The 19,077-nt window shown below is 41.4% G+C and carries 20 protein-coding genes; 10 read left to right on the top strand and 10 right to left on the bottom strand.

What is annotated here, in order from left to right:
* Nucleotides 1-5: 5 nt before the first annotated feature.
* From AMR95_RS09100 to AMR95_RS09090, 3 genes are all read right to left on the bottom strand, one after another.
* Nucleotides 6-992 carry an ABC transporter substrate-binding protein gene (locus AMR95_RS09100; RefSeq protein ID WP_058838143.1) on the bottom strand — a complete coding sequence of 329 codons (987 nt, stop codon included), beginning with the start codon at nt 990-992 and terminating at the stop codon, nt 6-8.
* A 41-nt stretch (nt 993-1,033) separates the two neighbouring features.
* Nucleotides 1,034-2,338, bottom strand: a complete 1,305-nt coding sequence (locus AMR95_RS09095) for an NtaA/DmoA family FMN-dependent monooxygenase (RefSeq protein ID WP_058838142.1) — start codon at nt 2,336-2,338, stop codon at nt 1,034-1,036.
* Nucleotides 2,339-2,613: 275 nt separating this feature from the next.
* The gene (locus AMR95_RS09090; protein ID WP_047202494.1) at nt 2,614-3,408 is read right to left on the bottom strand and encodes an AraC family transcriptional regulator; all 795 of its coding nucleotides are present in this window, start codon (nt 3,406-3,408) and stop codon (nt 2,614-2,616) included.
* A 225-nt stretch (nt 3,409-3,633) separates the two neighbouring features.
* On the opposite strand from AMR95_RS09090, the gene AMR95_RS09085 reads away from it, so the two are divergent.
* The 6 genes from AMR95_RS09085 (at nt 3,634) to AMR95_RS09060 (ending at nt 8,172) form a co-directional block, all read left to right on the top strand.
* Nucleotides 3,634-4,026, top strand: coding sequence for a hypothetical protein (locus tag AMR95_RS09085; protein ID WP_047202415.1), 393 nt, complete (start codon nt 3,634-3,636; stop codon nt 4,024-4,026).
* Between the two features lie 15 nt (nt 4,027-4,041).
* On the top strand, nt 4,042-4,710 hold the full coding sequence (gene liaH, locus AMR95_RS09080) for a stress responsive protein LiaH (RefSeq protein ID WP_058838141.1): 669 nt from the start codon (nt 4,042-4,044) through the stop codon (nt 4,708-4,710).
* A gap of 104 nt (nt 4,711-4,814) precedes the next feature.
* Entirely contained in the window at nt 4,815-5,684 is an 870-nt protein-coding gene (gene liaG / locus AMR95_RS09075) for a LiaG family protein (RefSeq protein ID WP_039181325.1), read from the top strand.
* A gap of 3 nt (nt 5,685-5,687) precedes the next feature.
* The gene (gene liaF / locus AMR95_RS09070) at nt 5,688-6,479 is read left to right on the top strand and encodes a cell wall-active antibiotics response protein LiaF (protein WP_185847158.1); all 792 of its coding nucleotides are present in this window, start codon (nt 5,688-5,690) and stop codon (nt 6,477-6,479) included.
* Nucleotides 6,476-7,540 (top strand): two-component system sensor histidine kinase LiaS, encoded by a 1,065-nt coding sequence (gene liaS, locus AMR95_RS09065; RefSeq protein ID WP_039181324.1) that lies wholly within the window; start codon nt 6,476-6,478, stop codon nt 7,538-7,540. Before liaF ends, liaS begins: the two co-directional genes overlap by 4 nt.
* Complete coding sequence (locus AMR95_RS09060; RefSeq protein ID WP_024426015.1) at nt 7,537-8,172, top strand: response regulator; 636 nt, start codon at nt 7,537-7,539, stop codon at nt 8,170-8,172. The genes liaS and AMR95_RS09060 overlap by 4 nt, the downstream gene beginning before the upstream one ends.
* A gap of 42 nt (nt 8,173-8,214) precedes the next feature.
* On the opposite strand, the gene AMR95_RS09055 is transcribed toward AMR95_RS09060, so the two are convergent.
* The 4 genes from AMR95_RS09055 to AMR95_RS09040 are packed head-to-tail and all read right to left on the bottom strand — an operon-like array spanning nt 8,215 to nt 12,244.
* Nucleotides 8,215-8,583: a hypothetical protein gene (locus AMR95_RS09055; RefSeq protein ID WP_058838140.1), complete on the bottom strand. Its 369-nt coding sequence runs from the start codon at nt 8,581-8,583 to the stop codon at nt 8,215-8,217.
* 37 nt (nt 8,584-8,620) lie between these two features.
* On the bottom strand, nt 8,621-9,742 hold the full coding sequence (locus AMR95_RS09050) for a Ger(x)C family spore germination protein (RefSeq protein ID WP_058838139.1): 1,122 nt from the start codon (nt 9,740-9,742) through the stop codon (nt 8,621-8,623).
* The gene (locus tag AMR95_RS09045) at nt 9,739-10,833 is read right to left on the bottom strand and encodes a GerAB/ArcD/ProY family transporter (protein ID WP_058838138.1); all 1,095 of its coding nucleotides are present in this window, start codon (nt 10,831-10,833) and stop codon (nt 9,739-9,741) included. Before AMR95_RS09045 ends, AMR95_RS09050 begins: the two co-directional genes overlap by 4 nt.
* The gene (locus tag AMR95_RS09040) at nt 10,820-12,244 is read right to left on the bottom strand and encodes a spore germination protein (RefSeq protein ID WP_058838137.1); all 1,425 of its coding nucleotides are present in this window, start codon (nt 12,242-12,244) and stop codon (nt 10,820-10,822) included. The genes AMR95_RS09045 and AMR95_RS09040 overlap by 14 nt, the downstream gene beginning before the upstream one ends.
* A 112-nt stretch (nt 12,245-12,356) precedes the next feature.
* Here AMR95_RS09040 and AMR95_RS18830 point away from each other — a divergent pair, with 112 nt between their 5' ends.
* Together AMR95_RS18830 and fumC are read left to right on the top strand one after the other, a co-directional pair.
* Nucleotides 12,357-12,524, top strand: coding sequence for a YvzF family protein (locus AMR95_RS18830; protein ID WP_003213147.1), 168 nt, complete (start codon nt 12,357-12,359; stop codon nt 12,522-12,524).
* Between the two features lie 89 nt (nt 12,525-12,613).
* Nucleotides 12,614-14,008: a class II fumarate hydratase gene (gene fumC / locus AMR95_RS09035; RefSeq protein WP_024423418.1), complete on the top strand. Its 1,395-nt coding sequence runs from the start codon at nt 12,614-12,616 to the stop codon at nt 14,006-14,008.
* A 48-nt stretch (nt 14,009-14,056) separates the two neighbouring features.
* Here fumC and AMR95_RS09030 read toward each other — a convergent pair whose 3' ends face one another.
* Nucleotides 14,057-14,935, bottom strand: coding sequence for a TetR/AcrR family transcriptional regulator (locus AMR95_RS09030; protein ID WP_058838136.1), 879 nt, complete (start codon nt 14,933-14,935; stop codon nt 14,057-14,059).
* Nucleotides 14,936-15,127: 192 nt separating this feature from the next.
* On the opposite strand from AMR95_RS09030, the gene spxO reads away from it, so the two are divergent.
* A complete protein-coding gene (spxO, locus tag AMR95_RS19240) occupies nt 15,128-15,292 on the top strand; it encodes an anti-adapter protein SpxO (RefSeq protein ID WP_003212782.1) in 165 nt (54 codons plus the stop codon).
* 20 nt (nt 15,293-15,312) lie between these two features.
* On the opposite strand, the gene AMR95_RS09025 is transcribed toward spxO, so the two are convergent.
* Together AMR95_RS09025 and AMR95_RS09020 are read right to left on the bottom strand one after the other, a co-directional pair.
* Nucleotides 15,313-16,644 (bottom strand): HAMP domain-containing sensor histidine kinase, encoded by a 1,332-nt coding sequence (locus AMR95_RS09025; protein ID WP_058838135.1) that lies wholly within the window; start codon nt 16,642-16,644, stop codon nt 15,313-15,315.
* Nucleotides 16,641-17,318, bottom strand: a complete 678-nt coding sequence (locus AMR95_RS09020; protein WP_047202423.1) for a response regulator transcription factor — start codon at nt 17,316-17,318, stop codon at nt 16,641-16,643. The genes AMR95_RS09025 and AMR95_RS09020 overlap by 4 nt, the downstream gene beginning before the upstream one ends.
* A gap of 327 nt (nt 17,319-17,645) precedes the next feature.
* Here AMR95_RS09020 and AMR95_RS09015 point away from each other — a divergent pair, with 327 nt between their 5' ends.
* The gene (locus AMR95_RS09015) at nt 17,646-19,052 is read left to right on the top strand and encodes a S1C family serine protease (protein ID WP_058838134.1); all 1,407 of its coding nucleotides are present in this window, start codon (nt 17,646-17,648) and stop codon (nt 19,050-19,052) included.
* The last annotated feature ends 25 nt before the right edge of the window (nt 19,053-19,077 follow it).

Genomic DNA, 19,077 nt, shown 5'->3' with positions numbered 1-19,077 from the left:
CAGTCTCATTTATTTTCTAATTGCTGCTGCAAGGCGTCTAAAAACTGGATGCGGCTATAAGCAGGTCCTCCTTCAAGGAGTGGATGTACCACATTGATATAAACCTGATCCTTTTTAAAGGCCGTCATGTTTTGAATAACAGGATTCTTTTTCATGTCATCAAATGCCTGCCTTGCCTCTTGATTTTCATCCGTAGAAAATTGTACAAATAGATAATCCGGATTCATTTCCCCTAGCTGTTCAACAGAGATTGCTTCTTGTGTCTTTGCCAAACTAATCGGCTGAGGAACGGCGAGACCCAATTCGTTATACAAAACAGGATTGAAATACACATCTTCTGGATATACGAAGGCTTGTGCTCCCCGAATGCGAATGATGGCTACTTTTTTATCCTTGAGCTTTTCCTTTAACGAAGCTTTTGCGTCTTTGACATCTGTTTTGTATTGAGTGAGGATTTTCTCTGCTTTCGTTTGTTTTCCTGTTAATTCGGCCATTAGCTCTAAATTAGCCTCCCAATTTGTCGCGATATGGGAGATTGGAATGGTCGGCGCAATTTTCTCTAACTTGTTAAGTACGACTTGTTGAAATTTAGAGGAGCCTAAAATAACGTCAGGTTTCAAACTTAATATTTTCTCAAAATTTGGCTGCTGTTTTTCACCGATTGATTCGGAATCGCTTGTGATTGAAGCAAATATTTTCGGAAACTTTCCTCCTACTGATATTGCCCCTGCCGGATGAACATCAAGTACAACGGCATCTTCCATCGCTTCCATTGCCCCAGTAATGACGATTTTTTCGGCTTTTTTCGGGATGGTATACTTTTTCCCAAGATACTCTATTGTTTTCGTAGCAGCATCACCTGAATTTTCAATTCCGGCATTTTTGCTTCCGGAGGCAGTAGTTGATTGCTTAGGCTTGTCTCCTCCGCCGCATGCCGCCATGATCAGCATCAATAAGGAAATGAAGCCGATGATCATTAATTTCTTATTCATCTTTTCAAAACTCCTCTCAAACTGTCTATTGTAGTCGTGCTTTATTTCATCCCCAGATGCTCACGTAAGGTGGATCCTATATATTCACTTCTAAATAAGCCATGTTGGACGAGTAAGGGGACCAATTCGTCAAAAAATAATTCTAGTGATTGTACTGAGCCCGGAAGAGCAATGAAACCGTCTAAAGCGCCTGCTTCAAACCATCTGGTTATTTCTCTCTGTGCATCCTCAGCTGTTCCCACGATGACCCAGTGTGCCGATCCAATGACCTCTGGTCTGGAGAGTAGTTCTCTTACGGTAGGCTGCGTTTGTACAATCAACCTGCGCAGCAAATCAGCATGAGTCTGACTGCGTACCTGCTCATCCAATCCTTGCAGCATATCGGCAGGAACGGGTTGATCTAAGGGAAGGTGACGAATATCGAGACCTAGAATCGATTGTATCGCTGCATAACCTTGTGCAGTGCTTAAATGGGAATGAGCCTCTCGATACATTTCATGCGCCTCATCACGTGTTTTTCCTATAAAAAAGTACAAGCCAGGCAGCACACGGATCTCATCCGGCTGGCGGCCATGCTTGCATGCTCTTCTCCTCATGTCTTTCCGTAATTCAATGCCTGAGGCCATATCAGGGGTTGCTGCAAACATCGCATCTGCAGTTGAAGCGGCAAAATCCCGCCCCGTTTCCGAAGCACCTGCCTGAAACAAAGGAATGGTTCCTGACGGATGAGCTGGCACATTAAGCGGCCCCTTAATTTGAAAGAAATGACCCTCATGTTGAATAGAAGAAATTCTCTCCTTGTCAGCAAACTGTCCTGTCGCTCGATTGATGAGCAGCGCCTCATTTGGGTAGCTCTCCCAAAGCTTGCGTACAACATCCGTAAATTCCATCGCCTTCTTATATCGTTCTTCTGAGGTTGGCATGGGTGAATGGCTAAAATTATCGGCTCCGTCGATCGAAGTGACAATATTCCAGCCGGCACGCCCATTGCTGATCGAGTGCAAGGACTGAAGCTGTCTCGCCACTACATAGGGAGGATTGAACGTAGTCGAGGCAGTTGAAACAAGTCCGATTCGATCCGTCTCATGAGCAATCGAAGCAAGCAAAACCGTTGGATCAAGACCGCCAAAGCCAGGGGAGTGATCCAATGACTCTATGTGGAGTGTCAGTGCATCCGGCTTAAAAAGAAAGTCAAGCTTGGCCATCTCTGCTCTCTTTGCAAGCTCAACGTAAAAGTTGGTTGAAAATAAGTGTTCTACCATGCTGCTCGGATGCTGCCAGCCTTTTCCCTTCAACCAGGTCGCTGACAAGGACAATCCGATACAAAGCTGCCTTTTTTTGTTCACATCATCTGCCTCCCAGTCGTTGCTGATTATTAGTCAGTAATAATCGATATTGATAATCATTATCATTGAATAGTATAGCAAGGACCTCGTGAAATGCGAATACACAAATAGCGAATATCATATGCATTATTATCTAATCTGGACTGACAGAAGAGAGATGATCTTGATCGACTTCAATTTCTGAGGCAGTTAGGCTGGTTATTTCATAGAGAGCTGTGGAATTCCTTTAAGGAATGAGGCTGGCGTCTATCGTTTTGAGAAGAAATACGACAGATTTATTTAGCGATATATGCGCTAGGCGGCACTCCGAATTTCTTTTTAAATAGTCTGCTAAAATATAGCGGATTGGGATAGCCGACAGTCATAGCAACGTCACGAATCGAAATATTGCCTGCCTTTAGTATTTCAAGCGCTCTTTCCATACGATACTGGATGACATAGTCAATTGGGTGAAGTCCGGTATATTTATGGAAAAAGTATGAGAAGCTTTTAGGGTTCATATCGAACAGTTCAGCGAGATCCTGAAGTGTTAATGGAATCATATATTGTCCTCTAATATAAGCGATGGCTTCCTCAATGACCCTTTCATGAGGAGAGCTCTCTTCCTGCTTACAGCCCATTAGTATTTGATATAGGATGCGTAAAAATAATTCTTTGACTCGAAGTTTCCCCATTCCGCCAGGTGTATGGACATTCTGATGGAGCATGGTGAGTATTTCAATGATTCTCGGATTTGCTCCCGTTTCCAGCTTGAAAACAGTGTCACAGTCAGATTTCTTATCACAATCCAAATGATAGAAAAGCGAATGATACTCGTATTCTGATTGACTGATCACCTGCAGGGCAAGCTGGCATCCTGGTGTTACATGGATGACGGACCCTGGCTGCAAATTGTAGCTTTTTCCATTGACATTCAGTCTAGCTTCCCCGCGAATACTGAAAAGAAAGCCAGCACTTTCTGTCTTAAACTCCCTTAATGTACTATGGGGCTGGATGACTAAACGATAGATTTCTTGTATGTGAAAAGAATAACTAGCAAATAGGTCAGCTAGTTGATCTCTATTTATCAATGTATGACACCTGCCTCTGACTTGATTTAGATACAACTTATTCTGTGATTCTACCATACGTTTAACAACACTCTTCTTTTCGAAGAGTGTTTTTTGTTTGATTCAACCGTTCAGTCTGAGCATTGTTACGACTCTAGTCGCAATCAAAGATCAATCTGTGACACGTTTTGCCGGCTTTCTTTTTTGACTATAGTTAAAGCAAGGAGCAAGAAAGGAGGCATGAAGATGAAAATAACAAGTAAAACCATTATCGGTTCAATTTTATTGTTTGTCGGTTTATCCATCTTCTTTGGTGGTTCATTAGGTGGACTGATTCCGGTTTTGATTGGGGCATGGCTCATCTATGTAGGTGTTAAAAAATATGAAAAAGGCAGTAAAACCTCAGGGATCATTCTAGCAGTCATTGGTGTACTGATCGTCGTGCAATTCCTGCCGTTTTTACTCGGCATCGCATTTGCAGGGGTACTTCTTTATTTTGGCTGGTCGATGATTAGTGGTGAATCTACCAAAAAATCATCAAGCAGAGCCTATATGGAGCCAAACACGGCACCCAATACGGAGGAACCGATTCACACGTCATTTGATCAAGAATGGGAAGACTTTTTAAAGAAAAAATAAAAGGAGGAACATCAAATGGTATTAAGAAGAGTAAGAGATATGTTTGTTGCAACTGTCAATGAAGGGTTAGATAAATTGGAGAATCCGCGTGTCATGCTGAATCAATACGTTCGTGATATGGAGGATGATGTTGCGAAAGCGAAACATGCCATCATCAAACAGCAAACGATTCAGCAAGGCTTCCTGCGAAAAGCAGAAGAGACGGAAGCATTTGCTGAAAAGCGAAAGAAACAGGCAGAGATGGCATATCATGCGGGAGAAGAGGAGCTTGCACGAAAAGCGCTCACAGAAATGAAGTATTTTGAAGAAAAGCACAACGAATATCAGGAAGCGTACCAGCAGTCTGTGAAACAATTGAAAGAGCTGAAAGAGCAATTACAGCACTTAGAAACGAAGCTGCGTGATATAAAAGACAAGAAACAGGCACTGATTGCAAGAGCCAATGCCGCACAGGCAAAGCAGCATATGAATGATTCCATCAATAAAGTAGACAGTGAAAGTGCATATAAAGAATTTCTTCGAATGGAGAACCGTATTGAAGAAATGGAAACAAAAGCAGGCAGCTATGCACAATTTGCGGATCAAGGGGCATATGCTCATTTAGACTATGCCGATGAGGTTGAAAAAGAATGGCAGAAACTGAAGCTTGAGAAAAAGCCTGAACAGCAGCAAGCAAACGTATAGAGATCACATCGGAAGAAAAGCAGGCTTTTTCTTCCGATATTTGATTTCTTTCTGTTTCGCTTTTCCTTATAATGAAAAGGTCAGAAGATAAAGGGATGGTATGAATGAAGCGATTAATCGGTCTAATTTGTATACTTGTAGGTATCTTTTTAATGATTGGCATGCTTTTCAAAAATGAAGGTCTCTTTCATTTAAGTTTTTCCCGTGAAAAACCAGTGACAACAGCTTCAGCAAAAACAGAGGAGATTGATCAATTAGATATTTCTCTTTCTGGGTTTCGCGTGAAGGTAAAACCTGAAAATCGTTCCGATATTTCCGTGACTGCTGTCAATGGAAAAGGGAAAATGTATGCGGAGCAAACAGGTGGTACCTTCAAAATTCGTGCTGAAAATAAAAGCTTCTTGTTTTTCACTCAATTTGAAAAAGGAGAGCTTTTAGTTAAAATTCCAACAGATTATCATAAAAATGTGAAGATTACAGGTGGAAGTGGCGTCAGTGAGATTGACGGAGGAGGAAAGCTGTCCCTTCAAGATGTGATACTCAAATCAACGAGTGGAAACCTCACAGCCGAGAATTTTTCAGCAAAAAATGTAGAAATCAAAGCAACCTCTGGCAGGATGGCAGTGTCGCATATCGATGCGAAGGATAGTGATATTGGGGCAACTTCAGGGCGTGCCGATATTAATGATGTAAAAGGCAAACTGCAATTGGGCATGACAAGCGGCCGAATGACGGCAAGTTTTGATACAATTGAGTCACCTGTCTCCTTTCAGATGACATCAGGGAGCGCGAAATTTAATTTGCCAGACGACGGAGATTTCAACGTTCAGGTGAAAAAAACAAGTGGAAGCGTCGATCACTCGTATGATTTTGATCAAGTGGAGAATGAAGGTCGAGGCTTTAAAGGTACGCGGGGAAAAGGGACACATTTAGTCGATATTGAAATGACAAGTGGTAACCTCAAGCTGCGTTAATGAATGAAAGAAAGGAAGGAGGCGAGTCAACTGCGTTTTACAAGGAATCAAATATTAGGCATCATTGTGGTGATTTTTGGTATTAATTTATTTCTCAAAATTATTGGGATCGGAGCAGATCTGTTTTGGCCTGTGTTTTTTGCGCTGGCGGGTTATTGGCTGCACTCACGATCCAAACGTTGGCTCGGTTCAGTTTCCTATATTTTTGCCGGCTTTCTCTTCTTAAAATTTCTGCTCAATATTACATTTAGTTTAACAGGGTACTTATTTGCGGCTTTTTTGATTTATGCGGGCTATCGTTTATTGAAAAATAAACCTGTTTTTGATGTCGATAAAAAGGAAACATCAGACGATGGGAAGCCTTCACTGAAAGTCAATCTTGAAAAAGAGGGCGATCAGAAGAAAACAAAAAGCCAGACAAAGCCGCGCAAAGAGCATGACTTTTTTATCGGTGAAGTCAGGCTGATGAAAAAGCCTTTTCAACTAAGTGATTTGACGATTTCAGGTTTTATTGGCGATGTTAAAATCGATTTATCAAAGGCGATCATTGCAGAAGAAGAGAGCACAATCGTGATTAGCGGACTGATCGGCGATGTGGATATTTACGTACCGCAGGATATTGAAGTATGTGTGAGTGCTTCAGCCGCGATTGGTGATATGAAAATCATAGATGAAAAAAGAAGCGGCTTCGGCAGTAAAGTGTATGTGATGACCAACGATTATGATGAGAGCAAACGAAAAGTGAAAATCTCCATCTCTCTACTGATCGGAGATGTGGATGTGAGATACTTATGAGGAAATTGCATTTAGGTATCCAGTGGCAATCTGTTCGTCTTGGAGTCGGCGTCTCGCTCGGTGTTGTAACGATGACGACACTGCTGATGTTTTTTTATTATCAGCTTGATCCAATGATCCTGCTTTCTACCCGCTGGTTTGGCATACCGTTTTTTTGTATTTTACTCATCGTTAGTCTTGCGATTGGGATTTCTGCCGCGAGTGTATTTGGCTATCAGCATAAGAAGAGGCTCGACCAGCTTGTAGAGTCGATTTTGAAGTTCGAAAATGGAAACTTTGCATACAGACTGCCGTCGCTTGGCGATGATGAAATTGGCTTAGCCGCCGATCAATTAAACGAAATGGCGAAGCGGGTGGAAGGGCAAGTAGCCTCTTTGCAAAAGCTTTCGAATGAACGGGCTGAATGGCAGGCTCAAATGAAGAAATCGGTTGTCTCAGAAGAGCGTCAGCGGCTGGCACGAGAGCTCCATGATGCGGTCAGCCAGCAGTTATTTGCGATTTCGATGATGACCTCAGCTATTCTTGAAGGCATGAAGGAAAAGGACGAAAAGATTTTAAAACAAATGCAGCTTGTCGAACGAATGTCTGGCGATGCACAAAATGAGATGCGTGCTCTTCTGCTTCATTTGAGACCGATCACTCTAGAAGGAAAAGACCTGAAAAAAGGCTTAATTGAGCTGCTAAATGAATTTCAAGCAAAGCAGCCGATTGATATTGATTGGGAAATCGAAGATGATGTTCCGTTATCTAAAGGAGTAGAGGACCACCTCTTCCGAATTGTGCAAGAAGCACTGTCGAATGTGTTTAGGCATGCAAAGGCGACAAAAGTGACAGTGCGTCTGCTCATAAGAAACCGTCAAGTGCAGCTAAAGATTATTGATAATGGTATTGGCTTTCAAACAGACCATGTGAAGACGGCCTCCTACGGACTGGAATCGATTCGAGAAAGAACAAGTGAGGTAGGCGGTGTCGCAGAGATTATGTCATTTGAGGGAAAAGGCACACAAATTGATGTGAAGGTTCCCATTTTTGATGAAGGAAAAGGAGAGAACGTTCGATGATTCGAGTGCTTTTAATCGACGATCACGAAATGGTGAGAATGGGGCTTGCGGCCTTTTTAGAGGCGCAGGCTGATATTGAAGTCATTGGTGAAGCGTCAGATGGACAAAAAGGTGTAGAGCTAGCCGTTGAATTAAGGCCAGATGTGATTTTAATGGATCTCGTCATGGAAGGGATGGATGGCATAGAAGCAACGAAAAGAATTTGTCAGGAAATTGAAGATGCCAAGATCATTGTTCTGACGAGCTTTATTGACGATGATAAAGTCTATCCTGTGATTGAGGCGGGTGCTTTAAGCTATTTATTAAAAACATCCAAGGCAGGAGAAATTGCGGATGCCATCAGATCTGCAAGCATCGGCGAACCAAGACTTGAATCGAAAGTGGCAGGAAAGGTCATGAATAAACTCCGTCATTCATCAAATGGGTCTATCCTTCACGATTCATTAACAGCAAGAGAAATGGAGATCTTGAAGCTGATTGCGGATGGGAAATCGAATAAGGTCATTGCCGAGGAATTATTTATTACAATTAAAACGGTGAAGACCCATATTACCAACATTCTTTCCAAACTTGATGTGGAAGATCGAACGCAAGCGGCTGTGTATGCCCACCGCCATAAGCTGATTCAATAAAAAAACAGCTTTCAAGTGAAAGCTGCTAGAACATGCGTAAAATTAGTCCTTCTGTCCTGTGATCGGACGTTCGGATAGTTGATGGAGCTCAGGAACTGGAAAAGCCTCCTGCTCCTTGGCCGATTTTTCTTCCAGGGTTTTCTTCATTTCGGATAAAAGCTTTACGCTCTCCTTTGCTGCTGCCGCTTTTTTTTCCTGCAAATCAATGATCTGTGAAAGTCCGACGAATAATCCGCCTCCCAACAGAAGGAGCGCAGGGGTTTGTCCATAATAAACCACGATCAAAAATGTGCTTGAAAAGCTGTCGGCTTCAATGAAGAAATCTTCTTTTGATTGCATGAATACAATGATTAACAGAAGTATCCCTAGAATCAAAAATAGAATGCCGGCCGAAAGTAAAGCTCGTTTCATGATTGACACCCTTTTTTTCTTACCATTTTAACATACTCTATAAAGATTGTGTTGCGCCCTTAGTCCCGAAGTCACGGATTTTCACATTTGCCTTGTAACGAATGTCCGATTCACTAAAAATCTCATCCCAATGCTTCGCTTCTTTTCGAAAGTCCTTCGGATACGCAATACTCGCTTTTTGAGAAAACCCGCAAATATCTGCTTTGATCTCATGCTGTAATTCCCCAATGAAATCTTTTACAGTTTTCTTTAATTGACGCTCCACTGCACCCTCAATCTCTTGAAGATACTTCTCATTAAATGCATTCTCACGCTCATTCCAATCCTCAGATAATCTTCCATCAAGTTCTACGGATACATCAAATTGATATCTTCCGCTGGCTGTTTTCTTCGTTTCAATGTTGTGTTTCAGTTTAAATATTTCATAAGAATAGATGCTGTGGTCATATTCAAATTCAATGACTCCGCCTTTTCCTTCCCCTGTCAACAGGTTGTATGACTGCACGGCTAACGGAGAGATGTCGGTGAGAAATCGTTTGTTTTTAATAATAGAGGCACCGTCGAGTATTAATTTCCCTTGATCCACACTGACTTTCGGAACAGCAAAAGATACGTTGTTTTGCATAGCAGTAGAAATATCTCCTAATGAAACAGGCTTTAACATACGGATGGTCGATTTTGTATTCCCCGAAATATCATATAATGTAGAAGAAGCAGGCTGCCCATCATCATTGATTTTCAGCAAGTCCCCAGGCTTTTCAGAGGTCATAAAGACGAGGCTTCCTCTCCGCGTTTCATTGTCGCGAATGAATTGATTAATGACGAGGTCAAAATTATTCTCATTGATGAGCTCCTCAGAAAATAAATACACCCTCAGCTGCTGGGCGAAAATCCGATGACTTTTGAGAGTCGTTGTTCGAAATATTTGATGTACGGAATCACCGTTAGTTTCAATAATCTTTGTTGGGTCTTTTACGCTGGATTCTTGTTCAATTTTTTGAGGAACAAGGACTTGCATAGATATTTTCAGCTTATGACCGTTATCTCCTTTATCTAAGCCATAACCAATCGCCATGTTGAGCTCCTCAATATTGGTACTATCCCAGCATCCACTTAATAGAACAAGGGCGAGTAATGCAAAGACCTTCTTCTTTTTCATGCTGCTTTCCGCCTCCTTTTCAAAAACACGATGATAAATAAGAGAAACGGGAGGATACCGAATAAAAGGAAAAATAAATGGTTTACATAGGTTAAATAATTGCGCACTGTATCAACATCCTTTGGGAAAATGGCGGCAAAGTAGATGACAATTCCCATCAGCGCGAGCACGATCTTTTTGGGGAATTTTGTGAGTTTTGATAACCCCATTGCAGCAAAAAACGTATATCCTACAAAGCTCGTATAAAGTTGAACAAGCCAAACGATGAGCAAAAAGGATTCGATTCGCTCAATAAAGATTCCTTGTATATCAAACGATTGAAATAAGGCAATCGTCGGCCAAGTCAAAGTCGCTGTTTCTTTCACCGTGAACGCACCAACGACAAGAATATAAGTGAAAATATAGATGATCGCAGGAATCAAAAAGCCGACTGCGCCATAAGCAAAGGTGTGTTTTTGCGTTTTCATATAGACAGGCATAAACAATATCATTTCAATGCCGACAAACGAAATGGCTGATGCGTTAAGGGATTTGAAGACAGGAGAGAATCCCTCTCCTAAAACAGGCCGGAGGTTATCTAACTTAAATTCTTGAACACTGAGTCCGTATGCAACAAATAAGATAATCAAGGTGACAATGAGGAAAAAGGGGCACAGTCTGGCAAAATCACCAATCCCGCCGACTACAAGATAAAGTCCAACCAAAATAAAGCTGATCATTGTCACCGCTACAGGTGTGTTTTGAAGCAAAAAAAACTTCACCATTTCCGACATCGCCCGTACTTCATAGCTGGCAACGCCAAGAAAATAAATAATAATCAATATGTTAGCAAGAGCGCCAACCCACTTTCCAAGACCCTCATTTGTATAATCATAGTAAGAGGAGAAGGGGACTTTTTTCATCATAAGGACATTCGCAAAAATAAATACAATGTAAATGGCACTCATGAGTAAGAGCGCAATCCAGCCGTCAGGTGTAGCTGCAGCTTGAGCCATTGCTCTTGGCAGAATCATCATACTGGCACCTAATGTTGTATTGGCAATTATGGCACTTGCCTGATAGCTGGTGATCGACTCTTTATGATTGACCATATCGTTCTCCTTTCTTTTGATTTTTCAAAGGCAATCGAATGATGGAATTGTCTTCATTTTTATAGCTGAACACAAAATCTGGTGAAAAATAAGGCGTACCAAAACTTTTTTGCCGTGTTAAATGAGTAAGGAGAACGAGCATGAACAGCACAATCCCATATAAACCCAAAGTAGCTGCCGTAAACATAGACACAAAGCGGAGCACGCGGAACGACATGCCCATCCCGTATTGAGGAACAGTAAAGGACGCAAGGGCAATCACACTGACGATAATCACCATGATTGAGCTCACAATATGAGCCTGAACGGCCGCCTGTCCGATGACAACTCCACCTACAAGTCCAATCGTTTGACCGAGCGGATTTGGCAGCCTTAAACCCGCTTCCCGCAGCAGTTCAATTGTTATTTCCATAATGAGTGCCTCCACAATAGGCGGAAATGGGACATTTTCTCTTGTACTTGAGATCGAAATAGCCAGTGTTGTTGGTAAAAGTCCTTGATGGAAGGACACAAGCGCAATATAAATGGCTGATAAAAATAATGTCAGAAAGATAGAGGTAAATCGCAGCATCCGAATGAGAGAGGCGGCGATCCACCTTTCATAATAATCATCAGGTGATTGCATAATCGTCGCGAGGGAAGCAGGTACAATTAACACAAAAGGAGAATGATCAACAAAAATGGCGACACGTCCATTATTTAAAGCAGACGCCACTTTATCCGGCCGTTCTGTGTTTTGGATTTGCGGAAAAGGAGAGTACACATTGTCTTCAATCAGTTCCTCAAGAACCCCAGAGTCTTGTATATCATCAATGGTGACTTGCTTGAGTCGTTTTTTCACTTCTTTTAAAACAGACGATTGAGCCATGCCATCTATGTACATGATGGTCACTTGGGTGTACTTTTTTTGACCAATCTTCATGTCGACGGTTTTAAGATTGGGGTTTTTCAAGCGCTGCCTCACAAGAGCTAAGTTCGTATCTAAATCTTCAATAAAGCCAATTTTCGGTCCTCTCACAACTGTTTCAGAGGTAGCATCCCCTATACTGCGTTTCTTCGTTCCATGCGTTTCTAAAATGTACGCATGCTGAAAACCGTTAATCAGTACCACGCAATGCCCATCAAAAATCGCAGCGACCAATTCCTCAGAAGTCTTCACCGAACGGGTGGTCATCATCGATAAATTGGATTCCAGCTTCTCTTTTGTGAGAGACGTATGATCTTGGAGAAGCAGCTTTAAAAAGGTTTGAATCTCCATCGTTTCGTTCATTTCTTTTATGTATAAATAGTAAACAACCTGTCCATGAGGCAGCGTTTTTTTCTCATGAACCAAGTCGTCCATTTCTTTTAATTGTGGAAGGATGACGGAGAGATTATCGTATAAGTGCTCTTTTAATGGAGTTTGATTCATTCGGATCACCCGCCTCAAATCTTTTTCTTAGCATTACCTGCTTGAAAAAACAATATTCTGTGTTACATTATTTTGTGGTAAAAGAAAGAATGAGGGTTTTGGAGGAAACAAGATGGCACAGATTCGTTTAGCAGGAACAAAAGAGGAGATCGACCGTATTCTACAGTCGTTTGACAAGCATTATGAGGTGACTTATACATCAAAGGACTACGGAAAAACGAACCCAAAATACAAATATTCGAAGGATGTTCGCGTTTATATTGAACTAAAATTAAAATAAAGATAAAATTTTAATTGAAAACGCTTAAAGGATTTTCGTTTTTTGTATAGAATAGAGTTGAGTGATGAGAAGCTATGGAGGGATACATAATGACGGAATTTAGAATCGAAAAAGATACAATGGGCGAAATCAAAGTGCCGAAGGACAAGTTCTGGGGTGCACAAACACAACGAAGCAAAGAAAATTTCAAAATCGGTTCTGAGAAAATGCCAAAGGAAGTTGTGAATGCGTTTGCAATTTTGAAACGTAGCACAGCGATTGCCAACGAGCGTCTTGGCAACCTTGAAAGCGAAAAAGCAGAAGCAATTGCTGCTGTATGTGATGACATCATCAGCGGAAAGTATGACGAGCATTTCCCGCTTGTTGTTTGGCAGACAGGTAGTGGAACACAAAGTAACATGAACATGAACGAAGTCGTTGCAAATAGAGCAACTGCTTATTTGAAAGATAAAAATAGTGAGTTCAGCATTCACCCGAATGATGACGTTAACCGCAGCCAAAGCTCAAACGATACATTCCCAACGGCTATGCATGTGGCAGCTGTTTTAGCTGTGTACAAAAAGTTGCTGCCTGCTATTGATCAGTTAAGAACAACTCTTGATGAGAAAGCAAAAGCGTATCAAGAGATTGTGAAAATCGGCCGTACGCACTTGCAGGATGCAACACCGCTGACAGTAGGCCAAGAGATTAGCGGCTGGGTATACATGCTGGACCGTTCAAAAGAAATGATTCTAGAATCAACTGAAAAAATGAGAGAATTAGCCATTGGCGGAACTGCTGTTGGTACAGGCATTAACGCACATCCTGAATTCGGTCAATATGTTGCTGAGGAAATCAGCCAGCTGACAGGTCAAACATTCAATTCTTCACCAAACAAATTCCATGCGCTGACAAGCCATGATGAAATTACGTATGCGCATGGTGCCTTAAAAGCACTTGCAGCTGATTTAATGAAAATTGCCAATGATGTCAGATGGCTTGCAAGTGGCCCACGCTGTGGAATTGGCGAATTGATCATTCCTGAAAATGAGCCGGGAAGCTCTATTATGCCAGGAAAAGTCAACCCAACTCAAAGTGAAGCTTTAACTATGATTGCAGCACAAATCATGGGGAATGATGCCACAATCGGTTTTGCGGCAAGCCAAGGAAACTTTGAGCTGAACGTATTCAAGCCAGTCATCATTTATAACTTCCTGCAATCAGTTGAACTACTTGCTGACGGCATGAACTCATTCCATGACAAGTGTGCAGTTGGAATCGAACCAAACCTTGAAACGATTGAGAAAAACTTGAACAATTCATTGATGCTTGTGACGGCACTTAACCCGCACATCGGATATGAAAATGCAGCAAAAATTGCGAAGCTTGCTCACAAAGAAGGATTAACACTTAAAGAAGCAGCACTTCAATTAGAGCTGCTAACAGAAGAGCAGTTCGAGCAATTTGTGAAACCAGAAGAAATGGTGACACCGAAAGCAAAATAAGAAACCAGGGGCGGCTGCCCCTGGTTTTTTTCATTAAAAGTGATGCGTTTACAAATGATCCTCTTTCAAAATACGCAAAAGTGACTCAGAGTTGGTTTGAAGCGGTGCGTATAATTTTAATTGGTACAGCATGCCTTTGACGATGACTTGTCTTGGTTTTTGTTTGTTTAATTCATTTTCTAGTATGCCAAGCGCTTCAAATAAATCGGGTTCGTCCTTCACTTCATAGTGTGATTCAGCAATCTCTCTTAACTCCTTTAAAAGAGATTCTGTGAGCGGATCGAATGACCGTTCATAAATCGGACCAAACCAATCGCTCGCTTGATCTACAGAAATGAGAGGAAGGTCATTGCGCTTCATCATACCGCCCATCAAATCATCGATACGATGAATCATGGTTGTGGCAAGTTCTTCTGCTTCCAGCTGAAAATCATATAAAATCGCCAGCTCGAAATAAACGTGGCTCATGCCCTCAATCGTCAAACATAAATCAGCCATATAAGGAATAGCAGCATCTCCATATACTTGTTTAATGTTATCAATGTGAAGCTGGACGGTCGCAAGCCTAATTTGTTTTGCGAGCTGCTGCGTTTCTTCATTCAGTGGAAGCGCCCTGTCGCTCAGCTGCATTTTAATAAAATCCTTTTGCTGCAAAATATTATCGTAATAGACAGTGAGCTGTTTTCGGTAGGCTTCTTTTGGTGTGCCGCCCTCTGTTTGAACCTCATGAATCCGGGTAAATACCTTATCGTAATAGTAATGAAGGATCGAAATGAGCAGTGCTTCCTTTGATTTAAAATAAAGATAAAAAGCACCCTTTGACATGTGGCATTCATCCGCAATTTCCTGAACAGACGTTGCGTTGTAGCCTTTGCTGGCAAATAATTTCATGCCAGCCTCAATGATCATTTTTTCTTTCTTTTTCAATATGAATGTCATCCTTTCTTACCGAGAGACAAATGTCTTAGGAAACGTGCGCAAAGAGATGTGACTTATCGGTCATAAACGACGAAAGTTTTCAAAAATTAATCAGATTGTAACTTGTTTTTTACAGTGTAATTCTTTATATTATAAAGTAAGGTGACCAACTGGTCAAAATATGTGAAAGGATGATGTTCCATGAGAGAAATTGATGATATGATTAGACGCTTGCGAACAAAAGGGATTCAAGTAGAAAAAGTCAAAATGCCGAAAGAGACAACCATTGAAAAGAAATGGATGTATCAAGCTGGCAAAAAGATTAAAGCCACATACCGTGATTTCAATGGGTATTCATTCATCTAAAAAAGACTGCGGTCAAAAACCTACAGTCTCTTCTTTGGAACTATGATTGTATAACGTACACCTAGATCATCATTTTCAATAGATATGGACGCTTGATGCATTGAAAGAATTCTTTTGACAATGCTTAATCCAATGCCGAATTCGCCCTTTTTTCCCTTACTAAAAGGTTCGTATAGGTTGGACAGCATATGTTCTTCAATTGGAGGACCGTCATTTCGAATAACAATGCGGATTTGATCCTCTTCTTGTTTCATTTGAATATCAATCTTACTTTTTGCATAGCGAAGTTGATTTTCTAGTACATTCTCAAATAATTTGCTCCATTGTTCTGGATCGCCTTCAAGAGCAGCCTCATCATCTAAGTCCACGTTCCACTGCAATTCATTTTTCGACCAGCGTATTCGGTCGACCACTTCCAGCATCGTATTACTGAGTAGGAAGGAAGAATGTGCGGGATGTTGTTTTGATAAATAATCAAGCTTAGTTAAGTACAGCAGATCCTTGATTTTCTTCTCAAGCTTTTCCGCTTCACCTTCAATGACTTCCACCGTTTGTTCAAGATCTCCCTTAGGAAAAATACCATCTTTAATGGACTGCGTGTAGCCGCGGATGACCATGACAGGTGTTTTTAAGTCATGTGAAATATTCTGCAAAAGTGTCCGTTCTGTTTCATCCTTTTGAATGAGTTTTTGTCTCATTTCTTCAATGGTATGACCAAGCTTGCCAATTTCATCTTGCCGGTCAACGATGACAGGATCGTCCCAGTCCTCTTGTGCAATCCGTTTGACGTGTTTTTCAAACGCAACGATTGGTCGGGATAAATAGCGGGCAAGCCAAATCGATGGAATCCAGCTTAGTAAAATAACGGTGCCTAAGATAAAGATCAGCTGTTTAAACAGCGTAAAGGACAGGTCGTCTCGATAAGAATCTGGTGCATAGGATAGAAGAATATATGGTGTATTGCCTGATGATACCTTTTTGATGACAAAAAAGATATGCTGGCCGTTCACCTCTTCAGAATACCGTTTCGTTGCGCTTTTTTGTTTTTTCACAAACGATTGGATTTTCTCAATAAAGGCATGCGGAAAAAACTGCGCCATTTGATCTAATTCATTTGACGGAATCAAAATGTGCTGCACGGAGCGGTTTTCCGGTGTCGACTTTGGCGAGCCGTCTCGGTTTAATGGATATTCTGTCAGCACTTGCTGTTCATTTTCAATATTTTTATAAATTTCATTTGTGAAGAAGTCACGTAATGTATTAGAAAATAGAATGATCAGGACAATGGAAATGGTGAGCAAAATGCCAGAGATCACAACCCAAATTTGAAAAGCGAGCGGTTTGTTCTTCATCCCTTCAGCATCCTATAACCGAATCCATAGATGGTCTCGACCTTTAAGTCGGGCATTTTTTTGCGCAGCCGTCTAACAAGGTCATCGACTACACGATCTGTCCCGAAGTAATCGTGTCCCCAAATTTTGACGAGGATATCTTCACGAGAAAAAGCATGTCCTTGGTGATGTGTAAATAAAAGCAGCAAGTCAAATTCCTTAGAAGTTAAGTTAATGAGCTGACCCTCTTCATACACCTCTCTTACATCCTCATGAATGACATAAGAAGAAACGGTTGTGACGCTTTGCTGCTGCGGAGTATCATTGTTTTTATACACAAGCTCCAGCAGCTTTTGTACCCGAATGATCAGCTCACGCGGAAGAAATGGCTTCGCAATATAATCACTGCTTCCCAGCTCTAAGCCGAGGACACGGTCGATATCGGCATCACGTGCTGAAATGAAAATGACCGGTACGTCAGGTGATGCGGCTTTGATTTCTTTAATGAGGGTGTAGCCGTCTGTATCAGGCAGCATGATATCTAAAATCCATAGATGCGGTGGCTTGTTCATTGCCTCGCGTGCCGCTTCTCCGGTTAAAAAAGAGGAGACATTCCAATCCTCACTCTCTAAATATTTGGTTAACAGTTCATTTAAGTTTTGTTCATCTTCAACTAAATAAATGGTGTACGACAAAGTCTTCCACATCCTCTCAACGTCATTATAACGGGATACAAAGGCGGCATGTCAACAATCACACGCTTTTTTCACAATTTCACATATTCTTCTCATCATTATCCCATAATGTTTGATTATGATAAGGTCAAGGGAAAAAAGGGCATAGACAAAAGGCGGATGAATAGGTGCTTTTCATCAATGTGCGCACCTTGCTTTTTTTCTATGAATAAGTATTATATAATTTGACATATTGCCATAAAGTATTTTTCAATGATCTTTCCATTAAGAGGACATGAGTCCTATCTAGACATATGAAATGAAACATGATGTAAAGGAGTGCAAGCGATGGATTTCCGAAGAGAAGATGAAGAGAATAAGATGAATCATCCAGAAAACACGAATCAAGACAATGAAATGAACCATCAAGAAGATACTCATCAAGAGAATGAGAAACAAATAGGCGCACCAGAAAAAGAGAAGGAACTCGTTTTACACCAGCATGAAAACGAAGCATCTGCCGCGCAGGAGAGTGTGACGAACCATTCTCCTCAAATGGTGGATGACCGTGCGTCAAAAAAGGAGAAAAAGCGGAAGGCGGCATGGCTCAGCCCGATTCTTGGAGGAATTATTGGCGGGGGTCTTGTACTTGGCATTACACCGCTTTTGCCGCAGTCACAGGATACAGCTGCCAACACGCAAACGCAGACCGCATCAAGTGAGCCGGCAGCCTCAGATAATTTCTCGACAAAACAAATCACCAATGCCACAAATGTTGCTGATATGGTAGAAGATTTAGAGCCCACCATTGTAGGTGTCTCAAACTATCAATCTACACAAAATTCATTTGGCTTGAGCGGTGATCAAACAGAAGCTGAAGCTGGAACAGGCTCTGGTGTCATTTTCAAAAAAGATGGCAAAAAAGCGTACATTATTACAAATAACCACGTTGTCGAAGGGGCCAATAAATTAAAGGTCACACTATATGATGGAAAAACAAAAGACGCAAAGCTTGTCGGTAGTGATGTCATGACAGATTTAGCTGTAGTGGAAATAAATGCTGACGGCATTGATAAAGTGGCAAGCTTTGGTGATTCTTCTAAGCTTCGTGCTGGAGATAAAGTCATTGCCATTGGGAATCCGCTCGGTGCACAGTTTTCAGGTACTGTGACAGAAGGAATCATTAGTGGTCTTGATCGTACTGTTGAAGCAAATACGTCATCTGGTACAGTGGAGATGAATGTACTGCAAACTGATGCAGCCATTAACCCAGGAAACAGCGGGGGGCCACTGATCAATACAGATGGTCAAGTCATTGGTATTAACAGCTTGAAAATCAGCGAAAGCGGTGTGGAATCACTCGGATTTGCCATCCCAAGTAACGATGTCAAACCGATTGTAGATGAGCTGTTGAAAAATGGAAAAGTTGAACGTCCATACCTTGGCGTACAAATGATTGACCTTGAGCAAGTGCCTGAGACGTATCAGGAAAATACGCTCGGCTTATTTGATAAACAAATCGGCAAAGGCATTTACGTAAAGGATGTTTCAAAAGGTTCACCTGCTCAAAAAGCAGGCTTAAAATCTGGAGATGTCATCATCAAGTTCAAAGGGAAAGACGTAGTGAACAGCTCTCAGCTGAAAGAAATTCTTTACAAAGAAACAAAAGTCGGCGATAAAACCACAATGACTGTCATCCGTGAAGGAAAGAACAAAAATCTAGATATTACCCTTGGGCAGTCAGAGAGCGAATAAATGAAAAAAACAGGTGGATGTCAAC

The organism is Bacillus sp. G1(2015b) (assembly GCF_001482475.1).
In the GTDB taxonomy this organism is placed as follows: Bacteria; Bacillota; Bacilli; order Bacillales; family Bacillaceae; genus Bacillus; species Bacillus safensis.
Note: the sequence above shows the minus strand (reverse complement) of the source record. Positions and strands in the feature narration are given on the sequence as shown.

Bases quoted from the DNA above. Each gene is read 5' to 3' on its own strand.
- AMR95_RS09100 (WP_058838143.1), bottom strand. From the start codon at position 992: ATGAATAAGAAATTAATGATCATCGGCTTCATTTCCTTATTGATGCTG.
- AMR95_RS09085 (WP_047202415.1), top strand. From the start codon at position 3,634: ATGAAAATAACAAGTAAAACCATTATCGGTTCAATTTTATTGTTTGTC.
- liaH (WP_058838141.1), top strand. From the start codon at position 4,042: ATGGTATTAAGAAGAGTAAGAGATATGTTTGTTGCAACTGTCAATGAA.
- liaG (WP_039181325.1), top strand. From the start codon at position 4,815: ATGAAGCGATTAATCGGTCTAATTTGTATACTTGTAGGTATCTTTTTA.
- liaF (WP_185847158.1), top strand. From the start codon at position 5,688: ATGAAAGAAAGGAAGGAGGCGAGTCAACTGCGTTTTACAAGGAATCAA.
- liaS (WP_039181324.1), top strand. From the start codon at position 6,476: ATGAGGAAATTGCATTTAGGTATCCAGTGGCAATCTGTTCGTCTTGGA.
- AMR95_RS09060 (WP_024426015.1), top strand. From the start codon at position 7,537: ATGATTCGAGTGCTTTTAATCGACGATCACGAAATGGTGAGAATGGGG.
- AMR95_RS09055 (WP_058838140.1), bottom strand. From the start codon at position 8,583: ATGAAACGAGCTTTACTTTCGGCCGGCATTCTATTTTTGATTCTAGGG.
- AMR95_RS09050 (WP_058838139.1), bottom strand. From the start codon at position 9,742: ATGAAAAAGAAGAAGGTCTTTGCATTACTCGCCCTTGTTCTATTAAGT.
- AMR95_RS09045 (WP_058838138.1), bottom strand. From the start codon at position 10,833: ATGGTCAATCATAAAGAGTCGATCACCAGCTATCAGGCAAGTGCCATA.
- AMR95_RS09040 (WP_058838137.1), bottom strand. From the start codon at position 12,244: ATGAATCAAACTCCATTAAAAGAGCACTTATACGATAATCTCTCCGTC.
- AMR95_RS18830 (WP_003213147.1), top strand. From the start codon at position 12,357: ATGGCACAGATTCGTTTAGCAGGAACAAAAGAGGAGATCGACCGTATT.
- fumC (WP_024423418.1), top strand. From the start codon at position 12,614: ATGACGGAATTTAGAATCGAAAAAGATACAATGGGCGAAATCAAAGTG.
- spxO (WP_003212782.1), top strand. From the start codon at position 15,128: ATGAGAGAAATTGATGATATGATTAGACGCTTGCGAACAAAAGGGATT.
- AMR95_RS09025 (WP_058838135.1), bottom strand. From the start codon at position 16,644: ATGAAGAACAAACCGCTCGCTTTTCAAATTTGGGTTGTGATCTCTGGC.
- AMR95_RS09015 (WP_058838134.1), top strand. From the start codon at position 17,646: ATGGATTTCCGAAGAGAAGATGAAGAGAATAAGATGAATCATCCAGAA.